The organism is Nocardiopsis sp. NPDC101807, from assembly GCF_044766605.1.
Classification (GTDB): Bacteria; Actinomycetota; Actinomycetes; order Streptosporangiales; family Streptosporangiaceae; genus Nocardiopsis; species Nocardiopsis tropica.
In genome coordinates this window covers 754,843-780,609 of record NZ_JBIWMK010000003.1, presented here as the reverse complement: position 1 = coordinate 780,609, position 25,767 = coordinate 754,843, and the positions used below count along the sequence as shown (strand labels likewise).

Below are 25,767 nucleotides of genomic sequence, written 5' to 3'. Positions count from 1 at the left end.
CGTCCGGGCTCCGTCCGGCCCCCCGTCCCCGGCCGTGCCCGTGCCGCACGCGCGGCCCCGGCTCCACGCCCCTCGCCCCCGACCGGGCCGGGCGCCCGGTCGGACCCCGGCCCGATTCATCGCCATACGGACCAATCCGCGGTCCCGTCGGCGCCGAATCACCCACACCACATCGCACACGTGAGTAGAGGACGCATGGGCACAGGGCAGCACACCCTCCGGCGGCGCCGCGTCGCCGTCATCGGGTCGGGGGTCTCCGGACTGACGGCGGCGCACATCCTGAACCGGGACGACGACGTCACCCTGCTGGAGGCCGACGACCGCCTGGGCGGACACGCCCACACCCACCGGGTGGCCGACGCGGCCGGCGGGGAGCTCCGGGTCGACAGCGGCTTCATCGTGCACAACCGCCGGACCTACCCTCGCCTGCTGCGCCTGTTCGACGAACTCGGCGTGCGCACGCGGCCCACCGAGATGAGCATGTCGGTCAGCTGCGACGGCTGCGGCCTGGAGTACGCGGGCGCGCGCGGGCTGCGCGCCATGCTGCCCAACCGCTCCCGGCGCAGCCCCGACTACCTGCGGATGCTCGCGGAGATCCCCCGCTTCCACCGCGCCGCCCGGAGCCTGCTGGCCTCCGCCCCGGACGGTGCCGCCGAGGGGGAGGGGGCCGCGCACGGCGGCGCGACCGCCGGGGCGCGCGTGCGGGGGGCCGGGCCGGGCACACGCGGGGTCCGCCGCCCGGCGGGCCGCCGGGCCCCCTCCGCGGGGACCGGCCCCGGCACGCTCCCGCGCGGGGCGCGGTCGGGCACGGACGAGCCCACGCTCGGCGAGTTCGTCCGCGGGCACGGGTTCAGCCCGTACATGACGGCCCACTTCCTCCTCCCCCTGGTCTCGGCGGTCTGGTCGTGCCCGCCCGGCGCCGCCACCGACTACCCCGCCCGCTATCTCTTCGCCTTCCTCGCCAACCACGGCATGCTCGGCGTGTGGGGCTCGCCCCGCTGGCGCACCGTCGTGGGCGGCTCCGGCTCCTACGTCGAGCGCATCGCCGCCCACCTGCACGAGGTCCGCACCGGCAGCCCCGTCCGCTCCCTGGCCCGCACCGCCGACGGCGTGCGCCTGCGCACCCCCACCGACACCCTCGACTTCGACGCTGCGGTCGTCGCCACCCACGCCGACCAGGCCCTCGCCCTGCTCGAGCGCCCCACCGACACCGAGCGCGAGGTCCTGGGGGCCTTCGGCTACTCCCGCAACCCGACCCTGCTGCACACCGACACCTCCGTGCTGCCCCGCGACCGCTCCGCCTGGGCCAGCTGGAACCACCGGCTCGCCTCCTGCGAACCCGACCGGGACCCCGTGCGGGTCAGCTACCACATGAACCGGCTCCAGGGCCTGGACGCCGCCGACCAGTACGTGGTCACCCTCAACGGGGCCGACGGGGTCGACCCCGCCCGGGTCGTGGCCGCCGCCGACTACGCCCACCCCGTCTACACCCCCGCCTCCCTGGCCGCGCAGCGCCGGCTGCCGGAACTCGACGACGGCGTGGTCGCGTTCGCCGGGGCCCACCACGGCTGGGGCTTCCACGAGGACGGGTGCGCGTCGGGCGTCCGGGCCGCCGCCTCCCTGGGGACCCTCTGGTGAGGCCCGCACCCGCGCCCGCCCTGTACGAGGCGACCGTGCGCCACGTGCGCGTCGAACCCGTGCGCGACGCCTTCGCCCACCGCACCTACTACTGGCTGGTCGACCTGGACGACCTGCCGCGCCCGCCGCTGCCGCTGCGCGTCCTGGCCGGGTTCCGCGCCGCCGACCACGGGCCGGCCGGGGGCGTCCCCGCGGGCCCGCCGCGCGCGGACATCGACGGCTACCTCGCCGAGCACGGCGTCGACCTGGAGGGCGGGCGCGTGCTCATGCTCGCCCACGCCCGGGTCCTCGGCCACGTGTTCAACCCCCTGACCGTCTACTGGTGCCACCACCGCGACGGCGGCCTCGCCCGCGTCGTCGCCGAGGTCCACAACACCTACGGCGGGCGCCACCGCTACCTGCTGGAGGTGGACGGGCGCGGCCGTGCGCGGACCGACAAGGCGCTGTACGTGTCGCCGTTCAACGACGTCGACGGCCACTACCGCGTCAGCCTCCCCGAACCGGGGGAGCGCCTCGCCCTGACCATCGCCCTGCACCGCGAGGGCCGGCCCCCCTTCACGGCCTCCGTGCACGGCGTCCGGCGCCCCGCCACCGCCGCGTCCCTGCTCCTGCGGGCGCTGCGGTACCCCCTCGCACCCCTGGTCGGCGCCCTGCGCATCCGCGTCCAGGGCATCGCACTCCACTTGCGCGGCCTGCCCGTCCGGCCCCGCCCCGACGGGCCGCCGCCCAGCACAGAGGAACGGAAGGCAGCACGGTCATGACCACGACCAGTCCCCACACGCCGCAGGCCCTGGACGCCCGCAGATGGCCCGACGTGGCCCGGGTCCCCGACGCCCCCCTGCGCGCCCTCGCGGCCCGCGCCCTCACCGAGTACGCCGCCGCGCGCGCGGGCGTCCGCGTGCACACCGGGCCCGAGGAACCCGGACCGGACCCCCGGGGCGACCGCGCCGGGGCCCCGGTCCTGTGGCTGCGCGACCCGGACGCCTTCCACCGGCGCCTGGCCGCCGGCGGGCTCATCGGCTTCGGGGAGTCCTACATGGCGGGCGAGTGGGACTCGCCCGACCCCGTCGCCCTGCTCACCCGCCTGGCGGGGGACTACGCGAACCTCGTGCCGCGGCCCCTCCAGCCGCTGCGCCACGTCGCCCTCCCTCGGCGGCCCCCCTCGGACCGCAACACCCGTGCGGGCGCGCGCCGCCACATCAGCCACCACTACGACCTGTCCAACGACCTGTTCGCGCTCTTCCTGGACCGGACGATGACCTACTCGTCCGGCCTGTTCGACGGGGACGAGCCGCGCGACCGCGAGACGCTCGCCCGGGCCCAGGAGCGCAAGATCGACCGCCTGCTGGACGGCGCCCGGGTCACCGAGGGCACCCGCCTGCTGGAGATCGGCACCGGCTGGGGCGAGCTCGCGATCCGGGCCGCCCGCCGGGGCGCCCGCGTCACCACCGTCACCCTCTCCGCCGAACAGCGCGACCTGGCGCGCGCCCGCGTCGCCGACGCCGGGGTCGCCGACCTGGTCGAGGTCGAACTGCGCGACTACCGCGACGTGCGGGGCGTCCACGACGCCGTCGTCAGCGTGGAGATGGTCGAGGCCGTCGGCGAACGCTACTGGCCGGTCTACTTCGCGGCCCTGGACCGGCTGGTCCGGCCCGGGGGCCGGGTGGCCCTCCAGAGCATCACCATGGAGCACGGCATGATGCGGGCCTCGCGCGGCTCCTACACCTGGATGCACAAGTACGTCTTCCCCGGCGGGCTCATCCCCTCGGTCACCGCCGTCCGGGAGCAGCTGCGGGCCCGCACCTCCCTCGCGGTCGTCGACCGGCTGTCCTTCGGCCGCGACTACGCCGACACCCTGCGCGTGTGGCGGGAGGGCTTCGACGGAGCGGCGGACGGGGTCCGCGAACTCGGCTTCGACGACACCTTCCGCCGCATGTGGTTCTTCTACCTCGCCTACTGCGAGGCCGGATTCCTGTCCGGGATCATCGACGTCGAGCAGATCATCATGGAGCGTGCCCGGTGACCACCGACACCACCGCCCACACCGCCACCGCGACCGCCGGCACGACCGCGGCGGCCGGCGCGGCGCCCGCCCCGGCGCCCGGCGCGGCGGGGGGACCGGGGACGGGGACCGCCGCCCCGCGCGGGGCCGCCCACTTCCTCGCCCCCCTCGTCGCCGGCCTGTTCAACGGGGTCATGCCCGTCCGGCTGCGCGCCTGGGACGGCAGCGAGGCCGGACCCGCCGACGCGCCGCGCGTGGTCCTGCGCGACCGCGACGCCGTGCGCCACGTCCTGGCCCGCCCCGGCGAACTCGGACTCGCGCGCGCCTACGTCACCGGCGCGCTCGACGTCGAGGGCGACCTCACCGACGGGCTGCGCCGCGCCTGGGCGAGCGTCGCCCGCCACGGGACCTCCCTGCCCGGACCGGTGGAGGCCGCCCGCGCGGCCCGCGCGCTCGTGGCCCTGGGCGTGGTCGGCCCGCCCCCGCCCGCGCCCTCCGCCGAGGCCGCGCTGAGGGGGCGACGCCACTCGCGCGCACGCGACGCGGCCGCCATCGCCCACCACTACGACGCCGGCAACGACCTGTACGAACTCCTCCTGGACGAGTCCATGGCCTACTCGTGCGCCTACTGGACCAGCGACGACCCCGGCTACACCCTCGCCGACGCCCAGCGGGACAAACTCGCCCTGGTGTGCTCCGAACTCGGCCTGTCCGGGGGCGACCGCCTCCTCGACGTCGGCTGCGGCTGGGGCTCCCTCGCCCTGTACGCCGCCCGGCACCACGGGGCGGCGGTCACCGCCGTCACCCTGTCCGCCCGCCAGCGCGACCACGTCGCCGACCGCGCCCGCGCGGAGGGGCTCGACGGCCTGGTCGAGGTCCGGCTCCAGCACTACGGGGACGTCGACGACACGGGCTTCGACGCCGTCGCCTCCATCGAGATGGGCGAGCACGTGGGGCGCGGCGGGTACGCGTCCTTCGCCCGCGCCCTGCGCGCGCGGCTGCGGCCCGGCGGGCGCCTGCTCCTCCAGCAGATGTCCCGGCGCGGCAGGCACCCGGGAGGGGGCCCGTTCATCGAGCGCTACATCGCCCCCGACATGCACATGCGTCCCGTCGGGGAGACGGTCGGCCTGCTGGAGGACGCCGGGCTGGAGGTACGGGGCGTGCGGGCCATGCGCGAGCACTACGTGCGCACCGCCCGCGCCTGGTCCGCCGAGCTGGAGCGCCGCCACGGGGAGCTGGTGGACCTGGTGGGCGCGGAGTCGGCGCGCGTGTGGCGGCTCTACCTGGCCGGGGGAGCGCTGGCCTTCGAGGAGGGGCGCATGGGTGTGGACCAGGTCCTCGCCGTACGGCCCGACCGCACCCCGCACCCCTTTGGGCACGCCCTCGCGCAGGGGACCGGCCGTGCCACCGGAACCGGCGGGACGGCCGGGTCCGGGGAGCCCTCCGGGGGCGCCCGGTGAACACCGTCGCGCTCCTTCCCACCCCGGCCGTGTCCGCCGCGGCCGTGGCCGCGCTCATGCTCGCGACCTTCGCCGTCGGCCTGCGCGTAGGGCGGCACAGCGTCGTGGACGCGGCCTGGGGGGCGGCGTTCGCCCTGGTCGCGGCGGCCTGTGTCCTGACCGCGACCGGCGACCCGCTCCGTGCCTGGCTCCTGTTCGGACTCACCGCCGTGTGGGGCGTGCGCCTGGCCGTCCACATCGGCCGGCGGGGCCGGGGCGGGGGAGAGGACCCGCGCTACGAGCGCCTGCTCTCCCGGGCCCCCGGCAACCCGCACCTGTACGCCCTGCGGATCGTCTACCTGCTCCAGGGCGCCCTGGTCCTGCTGGTCTCCCTGCCGCTCCAGGCGGCGGCGCACACCACCGCCCCGCTCGGCCCGCTCGCCGTCCTCGGCGTGCTCGTGTGGCTGGCGGGGTTCGTGTTCGAGTCGGTCGGCGACGCCCAGCTGGCCCGGTTCAAGCGCGACCCGGCCAACCGGGGGCGGATCATGGACCGGGGACTGTGGGCGTGGACACGCCACCCCAACTACTTCGGCGACGCCTGCGTGTGGTGGGGGCTGTTCCTGGTCGCCCTGGACGGCTCGTGGTGGGTGCTGCTCACGCTGCCCGCGCCGCTGGTGATGACCTACCTCCTCACCCGCGGGTCGGGACAGCGCCTGCTGGACGAGCACATGGCGGGGCGGCCCGGCTGGGCCGAGTACGCCCGTCGCACCAGCGCGTTCGTCCCCCTGCCGCCGGAGCGGGGGAGCGGCGGGACCCGCTGAGCCGCGTGCCGTCGGCCGTCCCGGGGCCGTGCGCCCCGGGGCGGCCCGAGCCCGCGTTCCGGCGTCCCGACGTCCCGGTGACGCGGGCGCGCCGGGACCCGTGGGCGGTGGCGGGCCCCTCCGCACCCGGGGCCCGGCACCGCCCCGCCGGGGCGCCGTACCCCCGCCCCTCAGGTCCCGTCGGAGGCCCGGTCCGGGAGCCCGGCGGCGCGCCGCAGACGGGCGAACTCCTCGGTGAGCGGCCCCAGCAGCCAGTGCGCGTTCCGGCCGCTGGGGTTGGGCAGCAGCCACACCCGGGTGTCGCCGATCGACATGTCCTGGGGCCCCACCGCCGCGCGGCGGTCGCCGAAGGCCTCCCGGTAGGCGGTGATCCCCAGGACGGCCAGCCACCGGGGCCGCAGGAGCAGGACCTTGTCCCGGAGCCTCTTCCCGCCCTCGACGATCTCCTCCCGGCCCAGCTCCTCGGCCTGGGCCGTGGCCCGCTCCACGAAGTTGGTGATCCCCAGGCCCAGGGCCAGGAACTCGTCCTCCTCGTCGGGCCGGAGCCGCCGGGGGGTGAAGCCGGAACCGTGCAGGGAGGGCCAGAAGCGCGTGCCCGGCTTGGCGAAGTGGTGCCCGACCGCGCCCGCGGTCAGACCGGGGTTGATACCGCAGAAGAGCACGTCGAGGCCGTCCCTCACCACGTCCGGGACCACTCTGCCGCGCGCCGCCTCCAGTTCGTCCCTGCTCGGGCGGGGTGCCCACCGGGAGGAGTCGCGCGCGGCCGGGCGCGGGGTCCCCGCCTCCGGCGGTGTGCCTCCGGTCCGTTCGCTCGCGTGGTCCATGGACTCCCCTTCCGTGGCCCGGGGCTGGTGGCGCGGGGAACCGCGCCGCTGTCGGTGCCCCTTCCCGGGGCCGCCGCGTCCACACCCCGGGGGGCGGCGCCACCGTGCTGCGGCGAGCCCCGGGACACCGCCCGGACCGGGGCCTGCGGACGCGGAGCGGCCCCGGGCGGTCGATGGCGAGGGTGCGCGGTCGTCCGCCCGCGGACGCGCACGCGGAGCGGCCCCGGGCGCCGGCGCAGGCCGGGGCCCGGGGCCGCGGGGGTCCTACACCGAGGGGATCTGTCCGCCGTCCACCCGGACCGTCGAGCCGGTGACGTAGGCGGCCTGGCGGCTCGCCAGGAACGCGGCCACCGCACCGTACTCCTCCGTGGTGCCGTAGCGCCCGGCGGGGATCTGGGCGCTCGACTCGCTGCGCACCTCCTCGAACGGGCGGCCCTCGCGCTCGGCGCGGCCCCGGTCCAGCGAGTCCGTGCGGGGCGTGGTGATCCGGCCGGGGACGATGACGTTCACGGTCACCCCGTCCGCCGCCACCTCGTTGGACACCGTCTTGGACCAGGCGTGCAGCGAGGCCCGCAGGGTGTTGGAGATGCCCAGGTTCGGGATGGGCGTGATCGGCCCGGACGAGGTGCTGGTGATGATCCGGCCCCAGCCGCGCTCGCGCATGCCGCCGACCACGGCGTCGGTGAGGCGGATGACGGGCAGGACCATGGACCCGTACATGTCCTCCCACACCCCGGCCTGCTGGCCCAGGGCGGGGGTGGGCGGCGGTCCGCCGGTGTTGTTGACCAGGATGTCGACCGGCCCGAGCTCGGCGGCCACCCGTTCGACGACCCCGGCCGCGCCCCCGTGGTCGGCCAGGTCCCACTCCACGGCCAGCGCGGACACGCCGTGCTCGGCGCACGCCGCGGCGGTGGCCTCCAGGCGCTCCTCGTCACGGCCGGTCACGGCCACGTGCACGCCCTCGGCGGCCAGCGCGACGGCGATGGCCCTCCCCAGGCCGGAGCTGGCCGCGGTGACCAGAGCGACCTTTCCCGCGATCCCCAGATCCATGTTTCTCCTCACGGTTCCTACCAGTGCTGACGGCATCCTGGCAGCACGCCGTCCCCGCGGTGGAACCGGGGGCCGATCACCGGCCGGCCCCGTCGGGATCCCGGAGCGCCGCCCGCAGGGCCGGGCCGCCCGGCGGCCGTGGCGCGACCCCGGCCCGGAAGGGCGGCCGACGGGTCGGCAGGGGCGGCCGGCCGCGTCACGGGGACGCAAACGCCCAGGTCGTCGGGGTCGGGGTGGGCCGGGCGGGCGGGGGGAGCACCGGGCACGGGGCTTCAGGGGCCTGCGCACGGGGGGCGGGGCCGGACGACCGCCCGGCCCCGCCCTCCGGTCCCGGCGGGTCAGCCCCCGTGCGGGACCACCACGGCCCGCCCGGAGATCTCGCCCGCCTCCAGCCTCCGGTACGCCTCCAGGGCGTCCTCCATGCCGAACCGCTCCACGTCGGGGCGGATCTGCCCCGCCCGGTACATGTCCACAACCTCCCACAGGTCCTCCACCGTGCCCCAGTAGGTGTTGGTGACGTAGGACTCGTAGGGGGTGGTGAAGAACGAGAACTCGCGGGTGCCGCCCGCGATGCCCACCACCGTCAGACGTCCGCCCTGGGCCAGCGTGGCCGCCGCCGTCGCGATGGTCGGGGTGATGCCCACGAAGTCGAAGGCCGCGTCCACGCCCCGGCCGCCGGTGATCTCGCGGATCTCCTCCGCCTGCCGGTCGCCCGCCCCGACGGTGACCGCCCCGTTCTGCTCCGCCCGCGCGCGGGCCTCGGGCTTGACGTCGGTCGCGATCACGGTGGCCCCGGTGAGCGCGTGCAGGATCTGCACGCCGATCTGCCCCAGCCCGCCCAGGCCGATGACCAGGGCGTGGCGGCCCCCGCCCTCCAGGTGCGGCAGCGCCTGCTTGACGGCGTGGTAGGGGGTCAGCCCCGCGTCGGACAGCGGCGCCGCGTCCACCGGGTCGGCGTCGCCGAGCGGGACGAGGTGGTGGGCGGGCACGGTCACGTACTCGGCCATGCCGCCGTCGCGGCCGAGCCCGACCGCCAGGTAGGGCATGGTCGCGACGTTCTCGCAGTAGGTGTCCTGGCCCTTGGCGCACTTGCGGCAGTGGCCGCAGCCGATCGGGCCGTAGGCCAGGTAGGCCTCGCCGACCTTGACGCGCTCGCTCACGCCCTCGCCGAGTTCCTCGACCCACCCGGCGTTCTCGTGGCCCAGGACGAACGGCGGCCTCTGCGCCCCCGGCTGTCCCTCCTTGAAGTGGCGGTAGACGCTCACGTCGGAGTGGCACGCCCCCGCGCCGGCGACCCGGAGCAGGACCTCCCCCGGCCCGGGGGAGGGTTTGGGGACGTCGGTGAGTGACGGAAACTGCTCGTAGTTCTCGAAGACCACGGCTCGCATAGGGCGTTCCCCCAACTGTCGTGAGGACACGTCGGCGCGCACGTGCGGCACTCTTCGTGTCCGGTCGGCCGCTCGACGTTATCAGTGCAGTTCGCGGAAGTCTGCCAACGAACGTCCCGAAAAGCGTTCATTGTTCTTGACCCGGACGATGAGTTCCCGGCCCCCGCAGAGTCCGTACGCATGAACGAAAAACCCGGAGAAAGGTCGCGATGAACGGCAAGACACTGACCGGCGGGGCGCCTCCGCGCGCGGACGGACGGACCTGGCTCGGCCTCGCCGTACTGGCCCTGCCCACCCTGCTGCTCTCCCTGGACATGAGCGTCCTCTACCTGGCCCTGCCGCACCTGGCGGCCGACCTGGAGCCCAGCGGCCCCCAGCTGCTCTGGATCATGGACGTCTACGGCTTCATGATCGCCGGATTCCTCGTCACCATGGGGACCCTCGGGGACCGGGTCGGCCGCAGGCGGCTGCTGATGATCGGCGCCGCCGTCTTCGGGCTCGCCTCCGCCGCCGCGGCGTTCTCGCCCACCGCCGAGGCGCTCATCGCCGCCCGCGCGCTCATGGGCGTGGCCGGAGCCACCCTCATGCCCTCCACCCTCGCCCTGATCAGCAACATGTTCACCCACCCGGGGCAGCGGGCGGTCGCCATCTCCGTGTGGACGAGCTGCTTCATGGGCGGCACCGCCTTCGGTCCCGTCGTCGGGGGCCTGTTCCTCGAGTGGTTCTGGTGGGGCTCGGTCCTCCTGCTCGGCGTGCCCGTCATGGTGCTGCTGCTGGTCTGCGCGCCCCTGCTCCTGCCCGAGTTCCGTGACCCGGCGCCGGGTCGCCCCGACCTGTTCGGCGTCGCCCTGTCCCTGGCCGCGATCCTGCCCGTCGTCTACGGCCTCAAGACCGCCGCGGGCGGAGGCCCCCTCCTGGCGCCCCTGGCCGCCGTCGCCGTCGGACTCGCGGTGGGAGCGGTGTTCGTCCGCCGCCAGCTGCGCCTGACGGAGCCGCTGTTGGACCTGAGGCTGTTCCGCCGCCCCGGGTTCGCCCCCTCCCTGGGGGTGATGCTGGTCGGCGCCGTCGCCATGGGCGGCACGTTCCTGCTGCTCAGCCAGTACCTCCAGCTGGTCGCGGGACACTCGCCGCTGGCGGCCGGCCTGTGGCAGGTGCCCCCGGCGCTCGCCATGGTCGCGGCCACCCTGGTCGCCGCGCCCCTGGCGGCCCGGATCGGGCGCGCCAACGTCATCGGCGGCGGCATGTTCGTCAGCGCCGCAGGGTTCGTCCTGCTGGTCCTGGTCCCCGCGGAGCAGGGCACCCCCCTCGTCGTCACCGGGCTCCTCCTGGCCTCGATCGGCCTCGGCCCCGGGGCCGCCCTGCTCACCGACATCGTCGTCGGGACGGCGCCCAAGGAGCGCGCCGGCGCCGCCGCCGCCATGTCCGAGACCAGCGGGGAGTTCGGCATCGCCATGGGCGTGGCCCTCCTGGGCAGCCTCGCCGCCGCCGTCTACCGCACCGGGACCACCGTCCCCGAGGGCGTCCCCGACCGGGCGGGGGAGACCCTCGCCGGGGCCGTCGCCGTCGCCGGGGAGCTGCCCGCCGACCTGGCCGCCCGGCTGCTCGGGCCCGCGCGGGAGGCGTTCACCCTGGGCCTCAACACGGCCGGGGCGGTCGGCGCCGCGGCCATGGTCGTCTTCGGGGCCGTCGCCCTCGTGGCCCTGCGCTCCGCCCCGTCCGCGGAGGGCGCGGACGAGCCGGCCGCCCACGACGGCGACGGCCCCGCCGCCCCCCGGGATCCGTCGGAGGACGACGGGTCCGCGAGGGTTCCCGCCGCGGCCGATGAGTCCTGACCCCCGACCGTGTCTGTACTAGTGGGAGCCCGGAACGCCCGGGACGACACCCGACCGCGACCCCTCACGGGGAAGCGGCGCCGACAACCAGCGGAGGACACCATGGCCCGCCCCAACCTCGACAGCATGCTCCTGGCCACCACCGACCCCGACCGGCTGCACGACTGGTACGCCGCCGTCCTGGACCCCCAGGCCGACGACTCCATGGACGGCTACCGGATCCTGCGGTTCGGCGCCTTCCACCTGCTCATCGACCGCCGGGACGACGTCGGCCCCGCCTCCGCCGACCCCGCCCGGATGATCCTCAACTTCGACGTGGACGACGCCCGCGCCGTCGCCGCCCGCATGGACGCGGCGGGGACCGAGTGGCTCGCGCCCCTGGAGGACCGCGGCGGCAGCCTGTTCGCCACCGCCAAGGACCCCGACGGCAACCTCGTCCAGATCATCCAGCTCAGCGAGGAGCAGCGCGCCGAGATGGAGGGCGGCGCGTGAACGGGACACGCACGTCCCCGACAGCAACACTGTGACCAGCACAAACGTCAACACCAGGGAGAATGCCGTGTTCGACACCACCAGGGCCTTCGCGTCCTTCGCCGTCCCCGACGCCGCGAGGGCGCGCGCCTTCTACGGCGACACCCTCGGCCTGGCCGTGGGCCCCGTCGAGGGCATGGAGGACGAGGGCCTGCTCAGCATCGACCTGGGGGAGGGGCGGTCGGTCCTCGTCTACCCCAAGCCCGACCACGAGCCCGCCGTGTTCACCGTCCTCAACCTCGTCGTCGACGACGCCGAGGCGGCCGTGGACGAACTCGCCCGGCGGGGCGTGGGGACGCTGCGCTACGACGGGTTCGACCAGGACGCCAAGGGGATCGTGCACGGTACCCCCACGGTGGCGTGGTTCGCCGACCCGTTCGGCAACGTGTGTTCTGTCATCCAGGAGGCGTAACGTGACAGCCGTGGTGGAAAAAGCGTCCGACCAGGACTTCGCCAGGCTCGCCGACCCCTACCGGCGCGAGCTGTACGCGCACTGCTACCGCATGCTCGGTTCGGTGCACGACGCCGAGGACCTGGTCCAGGAGACCTACCTGCGCGCCTGGAAGGGCTTCGACCGGTTCGAGGGCCGCTCCAGCCTGCGCACCTGGCTCCACCGGATCGCCACCACGGCCTGCCTCACCGCCCTGGAGAGGCGCCGCAGGCGCCCCCTGCCCACCGGGCTCGGCGGGCCCTCCGCACCCGACGGGGAGCTCGCCGACCGCCCGGAGGTCCCCTGGCTGGAACCGGTGCCCGACGCCCTGGTCGGCGCGGACGACCCCGGCGCGGTCGTGGCCGCGCGCGAGAGCGTGCGCCTGGCCCTGGTCGCCGCGCTCCAGTACCTCCCGGCCAAGCAGAGGGCGGTCCTGATCCTGCGCGACGTCCTGCGGTTCAGCGCCGCCGAGGTCGCGGACGTCCTGGACACCTCCGTGCCCGCCGTCAACAGCCTGCTCCAACGGGCCCGCGCCCACCTGGCGCGCGAGGCGCCCACCGAGGACGCGGTGTCCGCGCCGCCGCCGGGGCAGGGCGAGATCCTCGCCAGGTACGTGGAGGCCTTCGATGCCTACGACATCCCCGCGATCACCGAGCTGTTCACCGCCGACGCGGTGTTCGAGATGCCGCCGTACACCACGTGGGTGCGCGGGGCGCGGGACATCGGCCGCCTCATCTCCACCCACTGTCCGGCCTCCGGCCCCGGCGACATGGCCCTGCTGCCGACCCGCGCCAACGGACGGCCCGCCTTCGCCGTGTACATGCGCGGCGGCGACGGCGTCCACCGGGCGTTCGGGCTCCAGGTCCTGGACCCCGTCCCGGAGGGGGTCGCCCACGCGGTGATGTTCTTCGACACCTCCCTCTTCCCGTACTTCGGCCTGGCGCCGAGCCTGTAGCGGCCGGCGGGCCCGGACCGGGCCCGCCGGGGACGCCGGGGGCCGACTCCGCCCGAGCGGAGCGCGGGCCCCGGGGAACGGTCCGCCGGGGCCCGCCGCGCGGGATCCTCACCCCGCGCGCAGCGCCCCGTGCAGGGCCTCCGCGAACTCCTCCGTGTGCGTGTCGTACCCCAGGTGGTCGCCCGGGAAGGGGACCGGCTCCGTCCCCAGCCGGCCCGCGAGCGCGAGCCCGATGTCGTGGATGAGCGCCCCCTCGGACCCGGTGCCGAGCCCCACCACGACCCTGGCCCCGTTCCCCGTCAGGGCCTCCACGTCGGGGCGGTACAGGGAGATCGGCAGGAGCCCGTGGGCCAGGAAGTACGCGAAGTTGGCGCTGACACGCTCGAAGGTGGCGACCTCCTCGGGGTCGGAGGGGACGCCGCCGTCCTCCGCCCCCTCGTCGGCGTCCAGGCCGTTGAGCCCCAGGAACTCGCGGACGGCCGCGTCCGTGCCCTCGTTCAGGTAGGTGTCGTACACGTGCCGGTCCGCGGCCACGGCGTCGGAGGGGTCGTCGAGCATCAGCACGCAGGCCGGCTCGTGCGCGACGAGCACCCTCACCAGGTCCGGGCGCCGGGCCGCCAGGGCCAGGCCGATCTGGCCTCCGCCGCTGGTGCCGAACACGTACGCGGGGCCGTCGCCGAGCGCCTCGACCAGGCGGGCGGCGTCGTCGCCGTGCACGTCCACCCGCTGCTCCACGGGGTCGCCGTCCAGGGCGCTGCGCGAGTTCCCGCGCGGGTCGTAGGCGACGGTCGTGTACCGGTCGGCGAGCCGCCGGGCGAGGGCGGCGAGGACCCCGGCGTCCTGCGGGCCGCCGGGGATCAGCAACAGCACCGGGCCGGAGCCGCGGACCTCGTGGTGGATGGTGGCGCCCGGCACCTTCAGGGTGCGGACCTCGGGCTCGTGGTGCGACATCGGAATCTCCTCCTCGAAGGGCGTGCTCGGACGCCGGGCGCGGGGGTGGTCAGGCCCTGCTGCTCACCACCATGCGGTTGCCCTCGCTGTCGTGGAACTCGGCGACCGTGAGCCCCGGCTGGTAGGGCGACTCCTGCGGCTCGCTGACGATCTCGACCCCCTCGGCGCGGAGCGCGGCGACCGTCCCCGCGACGTCGTCGTCCACCAGCACCATGACGGGTCCGGGGGGAGGGGGATTCGTCGCCACGCCGGACGAAGTGCAGGGACGTGGTGGCGCCGGGGAGGCCGAGCTCGATCCACCGCCACCCGTCGTCGCCCATGGGCGCGTCCGCGACCACCCGGCAGCCGAGCTTGCCGGTGTAGAACGCCTTGGCCCGCTCCTGGTCGAACACGGGAAGCTCGGCGAACTGTACGTGCATCGTCGTCACATCTCCTCGGAAGGGTCCCCTGCGGAGGGCCCCTGAAAAACTAGACTGTCCAGTACTGTACTTGCAGCAAACTAGACCGTGCAGTACCAATGGGTCAACCAGGACGGACGACGAGGACGGACGGTCGCGCGACGGTGTCGGACACACAGAACCCTGCGGACGGAACCGACAGCGGGGGGCGCTCCGCGCGCAAGCGCCGCGCCATCCTGGACGCGGCGCGGGAGGTCTTCCTCCGGGGCGGCTACCTCGGCACCAACATGGACGAGATCGCCGCGCTCTCCGGGGTGTCCAAGCAGACCGTCTACAAGCACTTCGGCAGCAAGGAGGCGCTGTTCGTCGAGATCGTCACCGGCATGACCTCCGGCGCGGGCGACACCGTCCACGAGCGTCTGCCCGAGCCCACCGGTGACGACGACCTGGCCGAGTACCTGCGCGACTACGCCTACCGCCAGCTCACCGTGGTGCTCACCCCCGACCTGATGCGGCTGCGCCGCCTCGTCATCGGCGAGGTCGCCAGGTTCCCCGAACTCGCCCGGGTCCTCCACGAGAACGGGCCCGCGCGCGCGATGCGCGCCATGGCCGGCCTGTTCGAGCGCCTGGCCGGGAACGGGCGCCTCGACGTGGAGGACCCGGCCACCGCCGCCTCCCACTTCAACTGGCTGGTCATGGCCGAGCCCGTCAACCGGGCCATGCTCCTGGGCGACGAGGCCGTCCCGCCCCCGGAGGAGCTGCGCCGCCACGCCGAGGAGGGGGTGCGGGTGTTCCTCGCCGCGTACGGCCGCGGGACCGGACGGCCGGCGGGGTAGCCGGGGGAGGCGGGCGGCGTAGCCCGGGGGCGGCGGGCGCCGCCGGCGCCGCCTCGCGCCCGGATCCCGGGGGGCCGCCCGGCCGGGGGCGCCGGGGGCCCGGCCGGGCCCGCCGCGGGGCCGCGAGGGCCGTGTTCCCGTGCGGGCGCGGGTGCGCCTGCGGTGCGCGTGCAGGTGCACCCCTCCCGCGTACGTGCCGGCCGAGTCCGGGGCCGGGAGGCTTCTGTCGAAAGGGGCGCCCGCGGAGAGCGGCGGGGCGCCGTGTCACTCGGCGGGGACCGTGAACTCCGCCCAGATCGCGGCGCCCACCCCCTCGTCGGGGAACAGGGCCCGGCGCGTGCCCCAGCGCTCCGCGAGGCGGTCGATCAGGACCAGCCCCTGCCCCAGGGCCACGTCCGGCCACACCTGGCCCAGGCCCTCGCACGGAAAGTGCGGCACGGTGCTCTGCTCGCCCTCGCCGACCATCGACAGGCACAGCACCGACCCCCGGCCGGGCACGCCGTACAGGGTCAGCGTGCGGAGCATACGCCCCCCGCGGGCGTCGGGCCCGGCGTACTCCACCGCGCTCGAGAACATCTCGCTCGCGCAGAGCACCATGTCCGAGACCAGGTCCTCCGTGACGTTCGTGAGCATCTCCAGGTCGGCGCGCAGCTCGGATCTCACCCGGCTCGCCCCCGTCGGGACGCGCGGGTACACGCGGGGGCTCCACCGCCATCCGGGGGCGGCGGTCTGTGGACTGTACGGCGTGATGGACATGCGACTTCTCCCTCTGGGGCTGTGCGGCGGGCCGTGGCCCGGGGCTGTCTGACAGGGGCCGGGACGGAGGGGCCCGCCCCGGCGGGGATCACCGGCTGGACGCGAACACGGCGTGGGGATCGTCCAACCACACGAGCTGGTGGTCGAAGGCCACGGTCAGGCCGAACCGGGTACGCTCCGGGCGGCCGGCCTCCACCCACAGCTCGTGCGCGGCCTCGAGCTCGTGGAAGAGTCGGCGCGGGCCGTGCTGGCGGACCTCGTAGCCCTCTTCCCTGAACTCGGGGTCGATGTGCCACGAGGCCCACGACCACGTGTGCGGATCGACCAGGTAGACCGTGTACCGCGGGTCGGCGGGGTCCTCGGCGAACCGCGTCCGGTGCACCACCGTGGGCATGCGCACCCCGACCGCGAAGGACCCGTGGGGGTCCCGGATGGGCTCCTCCGGCCCCAGGCGGGTCCGGGTGACCGAGAACTCCGCGTCCGCCCGCACGTAGGTGTCCACCACGGACAGGGGGTCGTGGGCCCGCCGGACCCACGCGTGCCCGCCCCCCACCACCGGGCCGCGCGCCGTGCCGTACGCTCCCACCTCCAGGTCCACCAGCACCCCCTCGTGGAAGGAGTTGGCCCACGTGGTCAGCACCCGCCCGCCGGGTTGCGTCTGCGCCACCCACGCGTAGGGGACCCGCCGCACGGCCACGCAGCTGAACACCCGGTCGAACGGGGCCCTGGCCGCCCAGCCGTACTTGCCGTCCCCGCTCACCACCAGCGGGGCGAACCCGGCGGCCATCAGCGAGACCCGGGCGCTCTCGGCGAGCGCGAAGTCGATCTCCACCGACGTCACGGCGTCGTCCCCGAGCCGGTGCGACAGCAGGGCCGCGCCGTAGCCCGTCCCCGTGCCGATCTCCAGGACCCGCATGCCCGGGGACACCTGTAACAGGTCCAGCACCCGGGCCAGCCCCGACGGGGCCGGGGAGGCCGTCACCGGGTGGCCGGGGCCCCGGCCGTCCCCGAGGCCCCCGCCGACCCGGGCGGCCACCGGGAGGTCGGCGTAGGCGGCCTCCCACCACCCCGTCTCGTCGTCGCGCCGGTCCACCGGGAGGCCGTCGTCGCCCCCGTCGATGACGTCCGGCAGGAACAGGTGACGCGGCACCGCCTCGAACGCCCCCCGCCAGTCGGGGGACAGGTCGCCGTCCACCGCGAGGCGGGCGACGAGTCTCCGGTGCGCGGGGATCATCGGTCGGCCCCGCCGGAAACCGGGTCCCCGCACCGGGAGGGAAGGGAGTATTCGCAGGTAGCGGAAACGGAGAGTGCGCACGTGGCGGAAACGACGGCTCCGGGCTTGTGGCCGCCACCGTTCCTGCCGTGCCCGTCGTGGGGGGTGGGGTTCATGATCTCGCTCCTCGGCGCTCCGCCGAAGAAGACGGAAACAGGGTCTTCCGCCCATTTCGGGGGCAAGCGATTCCGGGTAAGGATGTCTATGGAGATGTAACGACGTCCGCCCCTGCCCCTGGAATTCCGAGCCGATATACACCGGCGGTATGAATGCCCGAGTTACCGGTCACCCCCCGCCCGACTCCGCCACGCACCTTCTGGTCCCGCGCCGACGTGCGCCGATCCCTCGCCGACCAGGACGCAGGAGCTCTGTTCCGCCTGGTCAGGCAGTACACAGGCGCCAGCCAGCAGGCGATCGGCGCCGCCACCGACCTCGCCCAGCCGCACGTGAGCGCGATCATGGCCGGACGGCGCTCCGTGACGGCCCTGCGCACCTGGCGGCGCCTCGCCGACGGACTGTCGATGCCCTCCGACGCCCGCCGGCTTCTCGGACTCGCCGAATCGGACGATGGCGATATCGGCGCGGATCGGGGTACAGGCACTTCAGCGCACGGCATGGACGAATTGTGGTCTGCGCCGAGAACAGCGCAGGACATCGCCGAGATCACGCTGAAGGATCTGATGAAACGCAGGGACGCATTCGCGGTCGGTGGCGCTCTCATCATGGGCGCCACATTGACGGAAGTGCTGGAACACTGGTTGCTCCCCACACTGGCCGGTTCCGGCCACGGGCCCAGCACCATCGGGGAATCGGAACTGGGGAGGATCGAGGCCGCCACCGTGGCGCTGCGCCACTGGGACGACAGGTGGCGCCTGGGAATCCGCCGCAAGGCGGTGATCGGACAACTGTCGGAGGTCTCCGAACTGGTCGAGGAGGCCCAGCCCGCACCCGTCCAGGCCAGGCTGTTCACGGTCATGGCCGAACTCTCCAAGATCGTCGCGGCCATGTCCTACGACGCCGGGGACCACCCCACCGCGCAGAAGTACTACACCTTCTCGCTGCGGGCCATCCACCAGGCGGGACCCGAACACCGCCTGTACGGGGTCGGCGTGCTCGCCGACATGGCCCGCCAGATGCTGGACCTGCACCGCCCCGACGACGCCCTCGACATCTCGCGGCTGGCGCTGGACAGCGCGCACGCCCACCGCGCCCCCGAACGGGTCCTCGCGATGCTGCGCACCCGCGAGGGCTGGTCGTACGCCCGTATGGGCCGGACCGAGGCCTACCGGCGCACCGTCTCCCAGGCCGAGGAGCTGCTCGACGGGGGAGGGGGCGGTGAGGTGCCGGACTGGGCGCGCAACTTCGACCACGCCGAGCTGTCGGGGGTCGTGGGAGCGCGCTACCGGGACCTCGCGGGAGGCCAGGAGGACCGGGCGGCGCGCCGGAGGTTCGCGGAGGAGTCCGCCCGGCACATCGGCCGGGCGCTCAGGCTGCGCGACCCCGCCAAGAAGCGCAGCCGGGCCTTCGACCTCGTCGGTCTCGGGCGCACCTACCTGCTGCTCGACGAGCCGGAGGAGTCGGTGCGGGTCGTCAGGCAGGCCGCGGACATGCAGCGCTCGCTCGACTCGGGGAGGGTGCGCCGGCGCATACACGACTGGTACACCGAGTCGGCCGCGTTCCACCGCCAGCCCACCGTGGCCGAAGCACGTGACGAGTTATCGCGTACTCTGCTTGCCCAGTAGACGGAAAGGAATGGGACAGAGTGACGCGCATCGGAATCACTGGCCACTCGAACCTCTCCGCTGACAGTGCGGAACTGGTACGAAAAGCCCTAGTAGACGCACTGGAAGACTACACCGAGGACGGTCTCGTCGGAATCTCCTGCCTCGCGCGCGGCGCGGACCAGCTCTTCGCCGAGGAGGTCCTCGACCTCGGCGGGCAGCTGGAGGTCGTGCTCCCCTCCGCCGACTACCGCGAGGCCAAGGTCGGCCCCGAGGCGCGCGGGGGCTTCGACCGGCTGCTGGTCCGCGCGCACCACGTGCGGTACATGAGCCTGACCGCGGGCCGCCAGGCCTACGAGGAGGCCAACGAGGCGGTGCTCGGCGGGGTCGACCTGCTCTTCGCGGTGTGGGACGGGCAGCCGTCCGGCGGCGGGGGCGGAACGGCCGACGCGGTGCGGCTCGCCACCGAGCGGGGGATCCCCGTGAACGTCATCTGGCCCGAGGGGGCGCGCAGGGAGTAGTCCGGGCGGGACCCGGCCGGGGGCGCGTCCCCCGGCCGCCGGTCCCGGCGGGGTCCAGGGGTTCCGACCGCGGTCCGGTACGGCCGCGGATTTTTGTGGTCGGGCGGGTTGATCGACGGCTTTCGGGTCGGGCGTCCGATTTTTGAGAGGTCGGACGGACGACCGTCCGCCGTTGGTGGAGTCCCAGGTCGTTCACGTGCTCCCCGTGGAGCGGGGATGACCTCCAGGTGCCCGTGCGCCGCCGCCCACATCGGGTGTTCCCCGCCCACGCGGGGATGAGCCCAGTATCGGGAATTGAGCCCTCGCCGAACCGCAGAAGGGGAGCCTGGTAGCGCGAACCCGTGCCTGAGGGGCAGGTTGCCTGGAAAGATTCGGGTTGCCCCACGTGTTCCCACGTCACACATGAGAGCTAGGAGCCCTGTGAGTACGTCGTCCGCCGAGAGCGGTTGTGTCTTCTGCCGGATCGTGGCGGGGGATTCGCCTGCTCACCGCATCTGGGAGAGCGGCACCCACCTCGCTTTTCTGTCGATTTTCCCGAACACAGAGGGCTTCTCCGTCGTCATCCCCAAGGCGCACCGTCCCAGCTACGTGATCGAGATGGAACCGGAGGATTACACGGCGCTGCACCTCGCCGCTCGGGAGGTCGCTCAGCGGTTGGACGGCGCGTTCCCGGGTGTCGCGCGCACGGGGATCATGTACGAGGGGTACGGGGTGGACCACGCCCACGCCAAGCTGTTCCCGATGCACGGCACCGCGGGCAACGCCGGCGAGAACTGGCGGGAGGTGGTCTCGCCCATCGACGGCTACTTCGACCGCTATCAGGGGTACCTCTCCTCGCACGACCACGTCCGAGCCGATGACGGGTGGTTGGCCGACATCGCCGAGCGCATCAGGAATGCCGATGGTTGATCCTGGCACGTAGGAGCCCGGACCGTGGAAACGGAAAGTGGGACGAACGCGAAGTTCGTCCCACTGGTTTGTTGCTAGTTGTTTCCGTCGTCGTTCATGGTGGCCTCCTCGAAATAGGATTTGACCGATGGGTGAGGTTGGTGGGCGAGTTATATGCTCGTGCCTCGACATCTACGGAAACCCAATGCTGGGTTGTCCTGCAACAGTGTTGCGCGATGTTGCTTTCATGCTGGCCCCTGTTGGTGGAAAGTTTCTGAAGCCTGATCGGGTAGGGAGATGTCTTCTGTGCTGGTCGGCGCGCTGTCCGAAGGCTTGTGGTTCTCCCTGTTTGCGCCCCTCCCGGATGCGGGGGTTATATCTTCGTGGAACGCGACGAAGGTTTTCCACCTGTCGAAGGCGGGCCTTCGTGTCCGACCCTCAAGATCCTGAGGAGGTCTTGCATGTTGCTGGACGGTGTGCAGTGGAGAAATTTCTTCGACGGATTCGCTACGGAGGCCTGGAGGCTGGAAGTTCAGCCCACCTACACCATGCCGGGAGAGGTTGACAGCCTTTCCCGTTTTCTTCGAGGGGAACCGAAGCCGGAAGGTCACAACTCCAGGTGGCATGAACGAGTCAAGGGGTACCTGTCTGACGGGAAGTACGTCGGTCGCGTACGTATTGTGCGTCGGCCGTTGACCGACTATCAGAGCTACCAGTTCGCCTGGGGTATCCCGGGCAACATCGCGGCGGGTGAGGACATCCGGATCCTTGACCTCACCGAGCAAGATCTGGGGCTGCCGGACTACGACTTCTGGATGTTCGACAGGGAGCGTATCGTTCGCCTGAACTACCGTCCTGACGGTACGCAGATCAGCCGTGAGGTTGCAGGGGAGGACCCGGCTTCCTATCTGGAGTGGCAGAGAGTCGCGTTGGAGGCGAGTGTGTCCTTCCCGGCCTATGTAGAGTCCCAGGGTATGACGGACATCAGTGGCTCATAACTCGGGTCGGACTGGAAGGCGTTTTGTGTCCTTATGGGAGTGAACTTGGCGGAAGTGAATTTCCATGCCTTCTTGGGGCGATTGTCCAAAACTCAAGAAGTTGGAAAAATGGCTGCTTGCCGCTGGTAAGTTCCCTGGTCATCCGCTCTGCTCCCCGCGCACGCGGGGATGGACCCCGTGACGCTCTGCCCCGGCGTGCCGTCGAAGCCTGCTCCCCGCGCACGCGGGGATGGACCCCGTGACGCTCTGCCCCGGCGTGCCGTCGAAGCCTGCTCCCCGCGCACGCGGGGATGGACCCGACGCCGACGACGCCGAGGTGCCGCAGGTTGACTGCTCCCCGCGCACGCGGGGTTGGACCCCGTCGGCACGACGCGCACCCGGCGCCCTCGGACTGCTCCCCACCTCTGCGGGGCTCCACCCTCCGTTCCCACACCACGCCCCTCGACGTCGCATGACATCTGTCATGCCCGACCCGTGCGTATCGCAGACGAATCCCGTGATCGGTGGCACTCGGTTACGGGCTCGCGCGGAAATACGTTCGTGGCATGAGCCGGAACGACGACTTCCCCGCCCCGACGACTCCGTCACGACCAGCGGTTCCACCGCCCCCCACGGCCCAGGACGGCAACTCCGTGGAAGCCCCGCCGCCCCCGCGCCGTCGCGGCCCCCGCCAGGTCCCGCCGGGCGTGGAGTACCACCGTGTGCTCGCCGACGACAAGCGCCGTATCGGTCGCGGCATCCTGGCGATCGTGCTCCTGGTCGGCGGGCTGTTCGCCTTCAACATCCTGATCGCCGTCGCTGCCGCCTTCGTCGACGCGCAGGCGGGCAGGACCAACCCGACGTTGGGCGGCACCGACTACACACCGCTCTACCACGCCGCCAATCTGGCCTCGGTCGCCCTGCTCATCCCGTGGAGCATGCTCCTCCAGCGGTGGCTCTACGGGGTGAAAGGCGCCTCGCTGCACTCCGTGGTCTCGTCCTTCCGGTTGGACGTGTTCGGCCGGGCGTTCCTGATCATCGGTCCCGTCTGGCTGCTCCTCTCGCTCGTCGGCCTGTACTTCATGCCTATGGAACAGGCCCACTGGTCGAGCACCGACCTGATCGCCGTCTTCACCGCCACCCTCCTGCTGGCGCCCCTGCAGTCGGCCGGGGAGGAGTACGGCTTCCGCGGACTCGTGTTCCGCGTCGCCGCGAGCTGGGGGCGCGGGCCGCGCACGGCGCTGGTCCTCGGAGTACTCGTCTCCAGCCTGGTCTTCACGGTCGTCCACCTCTCGACCGACCCGTGGTTCAACCTCTGGTGCTTCTCGCTCTCCGTCAGCCTGGCCCTCATCACCTGGCGCACCGGCGGCATCGAGATCGCGGTTGTCATCCACGCCCTGAACAACACGCTCACCTTCCTCCTGCTCACCGTCCTGCACGCGGACCAGAACCCCGCGTTGGAGCGGTCGGCGGGCTCCCAGTCGGCCGCCCTGCTCATCCCCTGCCTCGCCCTCGTCGTGATCGCGGCGGTGGTGTGGCTGCGCACACGCAGGACAGGACCTGCCCTCACCCCCTCGGACCCGCCGCCGGCACGGGCGGGGCGGGACAATGGCGGCCATGAGTGATCTGCCGCTGGTCGGCGCACGCAGGTTCGAGGCCTATGTGCGCTGGTCCACGTACCTCGCCGTCTCGATCCCGGTCGGCACCCTCCTCCGGAGCGCGATCGAGGCCGACCGGCCCACCGGAGGGGCCCTGGCCGCGTTGGTCGCGGCAATGGTGCTGTCACTCGTCCTCTTCGCGGGAAACGCCCTGGTCGCGAACTGGAGCATCGACACCCTCGTCGGTCGCGAACGACGGCTTCGTACCGGCGGTGTCGTCGCGTGGGCGCTGGTCCTCGTCGCCTTCGTCGCCGTGACCTTCCTGGTCCCCCTGCCCGCGATGGGCCTGACGGTCGCGGCGGCGCTCGGTTCGGCCGCCGCGAGCTTCGTCCCCGTCCTCGACGCGCGCCGGGCGCTGCTGCTCAACGCCGCGGTCGTCGTTGTCGCCGTCCCGTTCATGGGCGTGGGGGACATCGTGCAACTGCTGGTCGGGGTGGCCGTGATCAGCATCGTCCTGGGGATCTGCTGGTCGAGCTCGTGGATGCTGCGGGTTCTGCTCGAACTCCAGAAGGCGCACGAGGTCCGTGCCGAGCTGGCGCTCGCGAACCAGCGCCTGCGCATCTCGCGCGACCTGCACGACGTGTTCGGCCGGACCCTGGCGACGATCGCGCTCAAGAGTTCGCTGGCGTCGGAACTCGTTTCCCGCGGCCACGACGAGAGGGCGGCCCGTGAACTCGGCGAGGTCCGGAGGCTCGCCGAGGAGGCGGGGACCGAGGTCCGCCATGTCGTGCGCGGCGAGCTCCGCACCACCTGGGACAGCGAGCTGGCGGGGGCGCGGTCCCTGCTGGAGTCCGCCGGCATCCGCTGTACGGTGACCGGGGACCCCGTGCCCGAGGGGCGCGCCGAGGACCTCGCCTGGGTCGTCCGCGAGGGCGTCACGAACGTCCTGCGCCACTCGTCCGCCGCGAAGGTCACGCTCGCGACCGCCGTGGAGGGCGGGCAGGTGCACCTCACGATCGCGAACGACGGTGCCGGATCCGAGGGGTCGGGGGAAGCCGGCGCCGGCGGGGGGACGGGACTGCGCGCGATGTCCGAGCGGATCGGCGCGCTCGGCGGGGAGGTCACCGCGCGCCGCGACGGGGACTGGTTCCTGCTCGACGCCATGATCCCGCTCCCGGAGGAAGGGACCGCATGACCCGCATCCTCGTCGCCGACGACGAACACCTCATCCGCGACGCCATCGCCGGACTGCTCGCCCTGGAGGACGACTTCGAGGTCGTCGGCCAGGCGGCGTCCGGTGACGAGGCGCTGGCGACGGCCCTGCGGGTCCGCCCGGACGTGGCCCTGCTCGACCTTCAGCTGCCCGGGCCCGACGGTATCGAGGTGGCCCGGCGCCTGGCGGCCGAGCTGCCGGACTGCCGCTGCGTCATCGTGACCTCGCACGGGCGCCCCGGCTACCTGAAGTCCGCGCTCGCCGCGGGCGTGCGCGGTTTCCTGCCCAAGACCGTCTCCTCGCGCACCTTCGCCGAGGTCGTGCGCAAGGTCGCGGGCGGAGGCAGGTACGTGGACCCCGAACTCGCGGCCGAGGCGATCGGCGCGGGCGACTCCCCGCTCAGCCCGCGCGAGGCCGACGTGCTCGCCCTCGCGCGCGACGGCGCGCCCGTCGAGGAGATCGCCCGGCGCGTCTCCCTGTCCCGGGGGACCGTGCGGAACTACCTCGCGGCCGCCATCGCGAAGCTCGACGCGGCCAACCGCCACGAGGCCGCTCGCATCGCGGAGGAGCACGGCTGGATCTGAGGGGACGCCACCTGCGCAGTCCGGCCCGGCTCGAAGCCGCGGCCCCTCCCCGCACGGGGGAGGGGCCTGCCGGGTTCGTGCGCTACTTGGACTCGACCCGTCCGAAGCCCTCGGGGCCGCCGGTCAGCGCGTCCTGCGCCTCCTGCCACGCGTCGTCGCCGGGGCGGAACCGACTGCGGAGGTAGGCAGCCGAGAGCCGTCCGAGCGCGGCGACCCGCTCCGGGCTCTCATCGGTGGTCTCGTCGGCGTCGTATCCGGCGACCCCTCCGAGCCCGTGCTCGGCGCCGAACAGGGTGAGCAGGGTCTTGGGGCCGGGGGAGAGGCGGTAGGGGTCGGCGTACCAGTCCGGCCCCATGTCCGTGAAGTGCCGGGGATCGTCCTTGTCACCGGCCACGACCAGCGCGGGCGTGGCCATCGTGGAGAAGTCGATGCTCCGCAGGACCGGGATCCGCTCCACCATGGGCCCGGTCAGGATGTCGCCGCCCCGGCCAGGCGCGGCCAGCAGCACACCCTGCCCGATCCTGGGCTCGACGAGGTTCACCTCCTCCCCGGCGTCGGGGTCCGTGACCCGGGCGCCCAGCAGGAGGGCGGCGGTGAATCCGCCGAGCGAGTGCCCGGCCACGGCGACGCTGCCGTGGTCCACGCGTCCGGCGAGCTGCGGCACGGTGTTCTCGATCGTGTCGAGCCGGTCGAGGACGTGGCTCATGTCCTCGGCGCGGGAGCGCCAGGACATGGGTTCCGTGGGGGTGTCCGCGAGCACGTGCCGGAGCGTCGCGGAGCTGAGGTGGGTGGGCTGGACGACGACGAAGCCGAGCGCAGCCCAGAGGTTGGCGAGGGGGCCGTAGCCGTTGAGCGAGGACAGGTTGTTCGAGAAGCCGTGCCCGTGGGAGAGGAGGATGACCGGCAGGTCGGTCCCGTTCAGGGGTGCCGTGACACGGATCTGCATGTCCACGGGGCGCCCGGGAACGGGCAGGACCACGGGGCTGAACGACAGTACGGGGGCGGGCGGGACGACGGTGACGCGGGTGGAGGCCGCAGAACTCATGGGGTGCCTTGTCCTTCGGGATCTTGTCGGAGGCCTTCGCCGCTGCTCCTGTGGCGTCGATGGCGCGTGAGGACGGTCGGGCGGCGTCCGGCGTAG

At 73.5% G+C, this 25,767-nt stretch carries 25 protein-coding genes and 1 pseudogene; 17 read left to right on the top strand and 9 right to left on the bottom strand.

The features are described 5' to 3' along the window. Positions 1-195: 195 nt before the first annotated feature. Genes ACIRPH_RS12890 through ACIRPH_RS12870 form a run of 5 tightly spaced genes read left to right on the top strand, consistent with a single transcriptional unit; the run spans position 196 to position 5,900 of the window. Positions 196-1,638, top strand: coding sequence for an NAD(P)/FAD-dependent oxidoreductase (locus tag ACIRPH_RS12890; RefSeq protein WP_402913246.1), 1,443 nt, complete (start codon positions 196-198; stop codon positions 1,636-1,638). Continuing rightward, the gene (locus ACIRPH_RS12885; protein WP_402913244.1) at positions 1,635-2,399 is read left to right on the top strand and encodes a DUF1365 domain-containing protein; all 765 of its coding nucleotides are present in this window, start codon (positions 1,635-1,637) and stop codon (positions 2,397-2,399) included. The genes ACIRPH_RS12890 and ACIRPH_RS12885 overlap by 4 nt, the downstream gene beginning before the upstream one ends. Next, the gene (locus ACIRPH_RS12880; RefSeq protein ID WP_402913243.1) at positions 2,396-3,661 is read left to right on the top strand and encodes a class I SAM-dependent methyltransferase; all 1,266 of its coding nucleotides are present in this window, start codon (positions 2,396-2,398) and stop codon (positions 3,659-3,661) included. The genes ACIRPH_RS12885 and ACIRPH_RS12880 overlap by 4 nt, the downstream gene beginning before the upstream one ends. Further along, on the top strand, positions 3,658-5,100 hold the full coding sequence (locus ACIRPH_RS12875) for a class I SAM-dependent methyltransferase (RefSeq protein ID WP_402913242.1): 1,443 nt from the start codon (positions 3,658-3,660) through the stop codon (positions 5,098-5,100). Before ACIRPH_RS12880 ends, ACIRPH_RS12875 begins: the two co-directional genes overlap by 4 nt. Before the next feature lie 56 nt (positions 5,101-5,156). Beyond that, a complete protein-coding gene (locus tag ACIRPH_RS12870; RefSeq protein ID WP_402913344.1) occupies positions 5,157-5,900 on the top strand; it encodes a DUF1295 domain-containing protein in 744 nt (247 codons plus the stop codon). Between the two features lie 170 nt (positions 5,901-6,070). On the opposite strand, the gene mug is transcribed toward ACIRPH_RS12870, so the two are convergent. The 3 genes from mug to ACIRPH_RS12855 all read right to left on the bottom strand — a co-directional run bounded on the left by mug (position 6,071) and on the right by ACIRPH_RS12855 (position 9,162). Further along, positions 6,071-6,616, bottom strand: coding sequence for a G/U mismatch-specific DNA glycosylase (mug, locus tag ACIRPH_RS12865; RefSeq protein ID WP_402913342.1), 546 nt, complete (start codon positions 6,614-6,616; stop codon positions 6,071-6,073). A gap of 372 nt (positions 6,617-6,988) precedes the next feature. Beyond that, positions 6,989-7,774: an SDR family oxidoreductase gene (locus tag ACIRPH_RS12860; RefSeq protein WP_402913240.1), complete on the bottom strand. Its 786-nt coding sequence runs from the start codon at positions 7,772-7,774 to the stop codon at positions 6,989-6,991. Between the two features lie 338 nt (positions 7,775-8,112). Beyond that, positions 8,113-9,162, bottom strand: a complete 1,050-nt coding sequence (locus tag ACIRPH_RS12855) for an NAD(P)-dependent alcohol dehydrogenase (RefSeq protein WP_402913238.1) — start codon at positions 9,160-9,162, stop codon at positions 8,113-8,115. Positions 9,163-9,371: 209 nt separating this feature from the next. Here ACIRPH_RS12855 and ACIRPH_RS12850 point away from each other — a divergent pair, with 209 nt between their 5' ends. The 4 genes from ACIRPH_RS12850 to ACIRPH_RS12835 all read left to right on the top strand — a co-directional run bounded on the left by ACIRPH_RS12850 (position 9,372) and on the right by ACIRPH_RS12835 (position 12,910). Then, positions 9,372-10,994, top strand: a complete 1,623-nt coding sequence (locus ACIRPH_RS12850; protein ID WP_402913236.1) for an MFS transporter — start codon at positions 9,372-9,374, stop codon at positions 10,992-10,994. 102 nt (positions 10,995-11,096) lie between these two features. Continuing rightward, the gene (locus ACIRPH_RS12845; protein ID WP_402913235.1) at positions 11,097-11,486 is read left to right on the top strand and encodes a VOC family protein; all 390 of its coding nucleotides are present in this window, start codon (positions 11,097-11,099) and stop codon (positions 11,484-11,486) included. Between the two features lie 67 nt (positions 11,487-11,553). Next, positions 11,554-11,937 (top strand): VOC family protein, encoded by a 384-nt coding sequence (locus ACIRPH_RS12840; protein ID WP_402913339.1) that lies wholly within the window; start codon positions 11,554-11,556, stop codon positions 11,935-11,937. Between the two features lies 1 nt (position 11,938). Beyond that, positions 11,939-12,910 carry a sigma-70 family RNA polymerase sigma factor gene (locus ACIRPH_RS12835; protein ID WP_402913233.1) on the top strand — a complete coding sequence of 324 codons (972 nt, stop codon included), beginning with the start codon at positions 11,939-11,941 and terminating at the stop codon, positions 12,908-12,910. A 108-nt stretch (positions 12,911-13,018) separates the two neighbouring features. Here ACIRPH_RS12835 and ACIRPH_RS12830 read toward each other — a convergent pair whose 3' ends face one another. From ACIRPH_RS12830 to ACIRPH_RS12820, 3 genes and pseudogenes are all read right to left on the bottom strand, one after another. Next, a complete protein-coding gene (locus ACIRPH_RS12830; protein ID WP_402913231.1) occupies positions 13,019-13,861 on the bottom strand; it encodes an alpha/beta fold hydrolase in 843 nt (280 codons plus the stop codon). 49 nt (positions 13,862-13,910) lie between these two features. Next, positions 13,911-14,108 (bottom strand): VOC family protein, encoded by a 198-nt coding sequence (locus ACIRPH_RS12825; RefSeq protein WP_402913228.1) that lies wholly within the window; start codon positions 14,106-14,108, stop codon positions 13,911-13,913. 43 nt (positions 14,109-14,151) lie between these two features. After that, positions 14,152-14,280: pseudogene (locus tag ACIRPH_RS12820) on the bottom strand (VOC family protein); the annotation flags it as partial. A gap of 143 nt (positions 14,281-14,423) precedes the next feature. Here ACIRPH_RS12820 and ACIRPH_RS12815 point away from each other — a divergent pair. Then, positions 14,424-15,095: a TetR/AcrR family transcriptional regulator gene (locus tag ACIRPH_RS12815; RefSeq protein ID WP_402913226.1), complete on the top strand. Its 672-nt coding sequence runs from the start codon at positions 14,424-14,426 to the stop codon at positions 15,093-15,095. 264 nt (positions 15,096-15,359) lie between these two features. Here ACIRPH_RS12815 and ACIRPH_RS12810 read toward each other — a convergent pair whose 3' ends face one another. Then, positions 15,360-15,851: an ATP-binding protein gene (locus tag ACIRPH_RS12810; RefSeq protein WP_344179224.1), complete on the bottom strand. Its 492-nt coding sequence runs from the start codon at positions 15,849-15,851 to the stop codon at positions 15,360-15,362. 88 nt (positions 15,852-15,939) lie between these two features. Beyond that, entirely contained in the window at positions 15,940-17,085 is a 1,146-nt protein-coding gene (locus tag ACIRPH_RS12805) for a protein-L-isoaspartate(D-aspartate) O-methyltransferase (protein ID WP_402913222.1), read from the bottom strand. 371 nt (positions 17,086-17,456) lie between these two features. On the opposite strand from ACIRPH_RS12805, the gene ACIRPH_RS12800 reads away from it, so the two are divergent. The 7 genes from ACIRPH_RS12800 to ACIRPH_RS12770 all read left to right on the top strand — a co-directional run bounded on the left by ACIRPH_RS12800 (position 17,457) and on the right by ACIRPH_RS12770 (position 24,626). Continuing rightward, positions 17,457-18,866 carry a helix-turn-helix domain-containing protein gene (locus tag ACIRPH_RS12800; RefSeq protein WP_402913219.1) on the top strand — a complete coding sequence of 470 codons (1,410 nt, stop codon included), beginning with the start codon at positions 17,457-17,459 and terminating at the stop codon, positions 18,864-18,866. A gap of 20 nt (positions 18,867-18,886) precedes the next feature. Next, entirely contained in the window at positions 18,887-19,366 is a 480-nt protein-coding gene (locus ACIRPH_RS12795; protein WP_355010291.1) for a hypothetical protein, read from the top strand. Between the two features lie 420 nt (positions 19,367-19,786). Continuing rightward, entirely contained in the window at positions 19,787-20,275 is a 489-nt protein-coding gene (locus tag ACIRPH_RS12790; RefSeq protein ID WP_402913216.1) for an HIT family protein, read from the top strand. Positions 20,276-20,715: 440 nt separating this feature from the next. Continuing rightward, complete coding sequence (locus tag ACIRPH_RS12785) at positions 20,716-21,252, top strand: DUF6879 family protein (protein WP_402913214.1); 537 nt, start codon at positions 20,716-20,718, stop codon at positions 21,250-21,252. Positions 21,253-21,938: 686 nt separating this feature from the next. Continuing rightward, positions 21,939-22,856 (top strand): CPBP family intramembrane glutamic endopeptidase, encoded by a 918-nt coding sequence (locus ACIRPH_RS12780; protein ID WP_402913212.1) that lies wholly within the window; start codon positions 21,939-21,941, stop codon positions 22,854-22,856. After that, positions 22,849-24,024 carry a sensor histidine kinase gene (locus tag ACIRPH_RS12775; protein ID WP_402913210.1) on the top strand — a complete coding sequence of 392 codons (1,176 nt, stop codon included), beginning with the start codon at positions 22,849-22,851 and terminating at the stop codon, positions 24,022-24,024. Before ACIRPH_RS12780 ends, ACIRPH_RS12775 begins: the two co-directional genes overlap by 8 nt. After that, complete coding sequence (locus tag ACIRPH_RS12770) at positions 24,021-24,626, top strand: DNA-binding response regulator (RefSeq protein ID WP_402913207.1); 606 nt, start codon at positions 24,021-24,023, stop codon at positions 24,624-24,626. Before ACIRPH_RS12775 ends, ACIRPH_RS12770 begins: the two co-directional genes overlap by 4 nt. A gap of 82 nt (positions 24,627-24,708) precedes the next feature. Here the strand turns inward: ACIRPH_RS12770 and ACIRPH_RS12765 are convergent, their stop codons facing one another. Next, entirely contained in the window at positions 24,709-25,671 is a 963-nt protein-coding gene (locus tag ACIRPH_RS12765; RefSeq protein WP_402913204.1) for an alpha/beta hydrolase family protein, read from the bottom strand. Between the last annotated feature and the right edge of the window lie 96 nt (positions 25,672-25,767).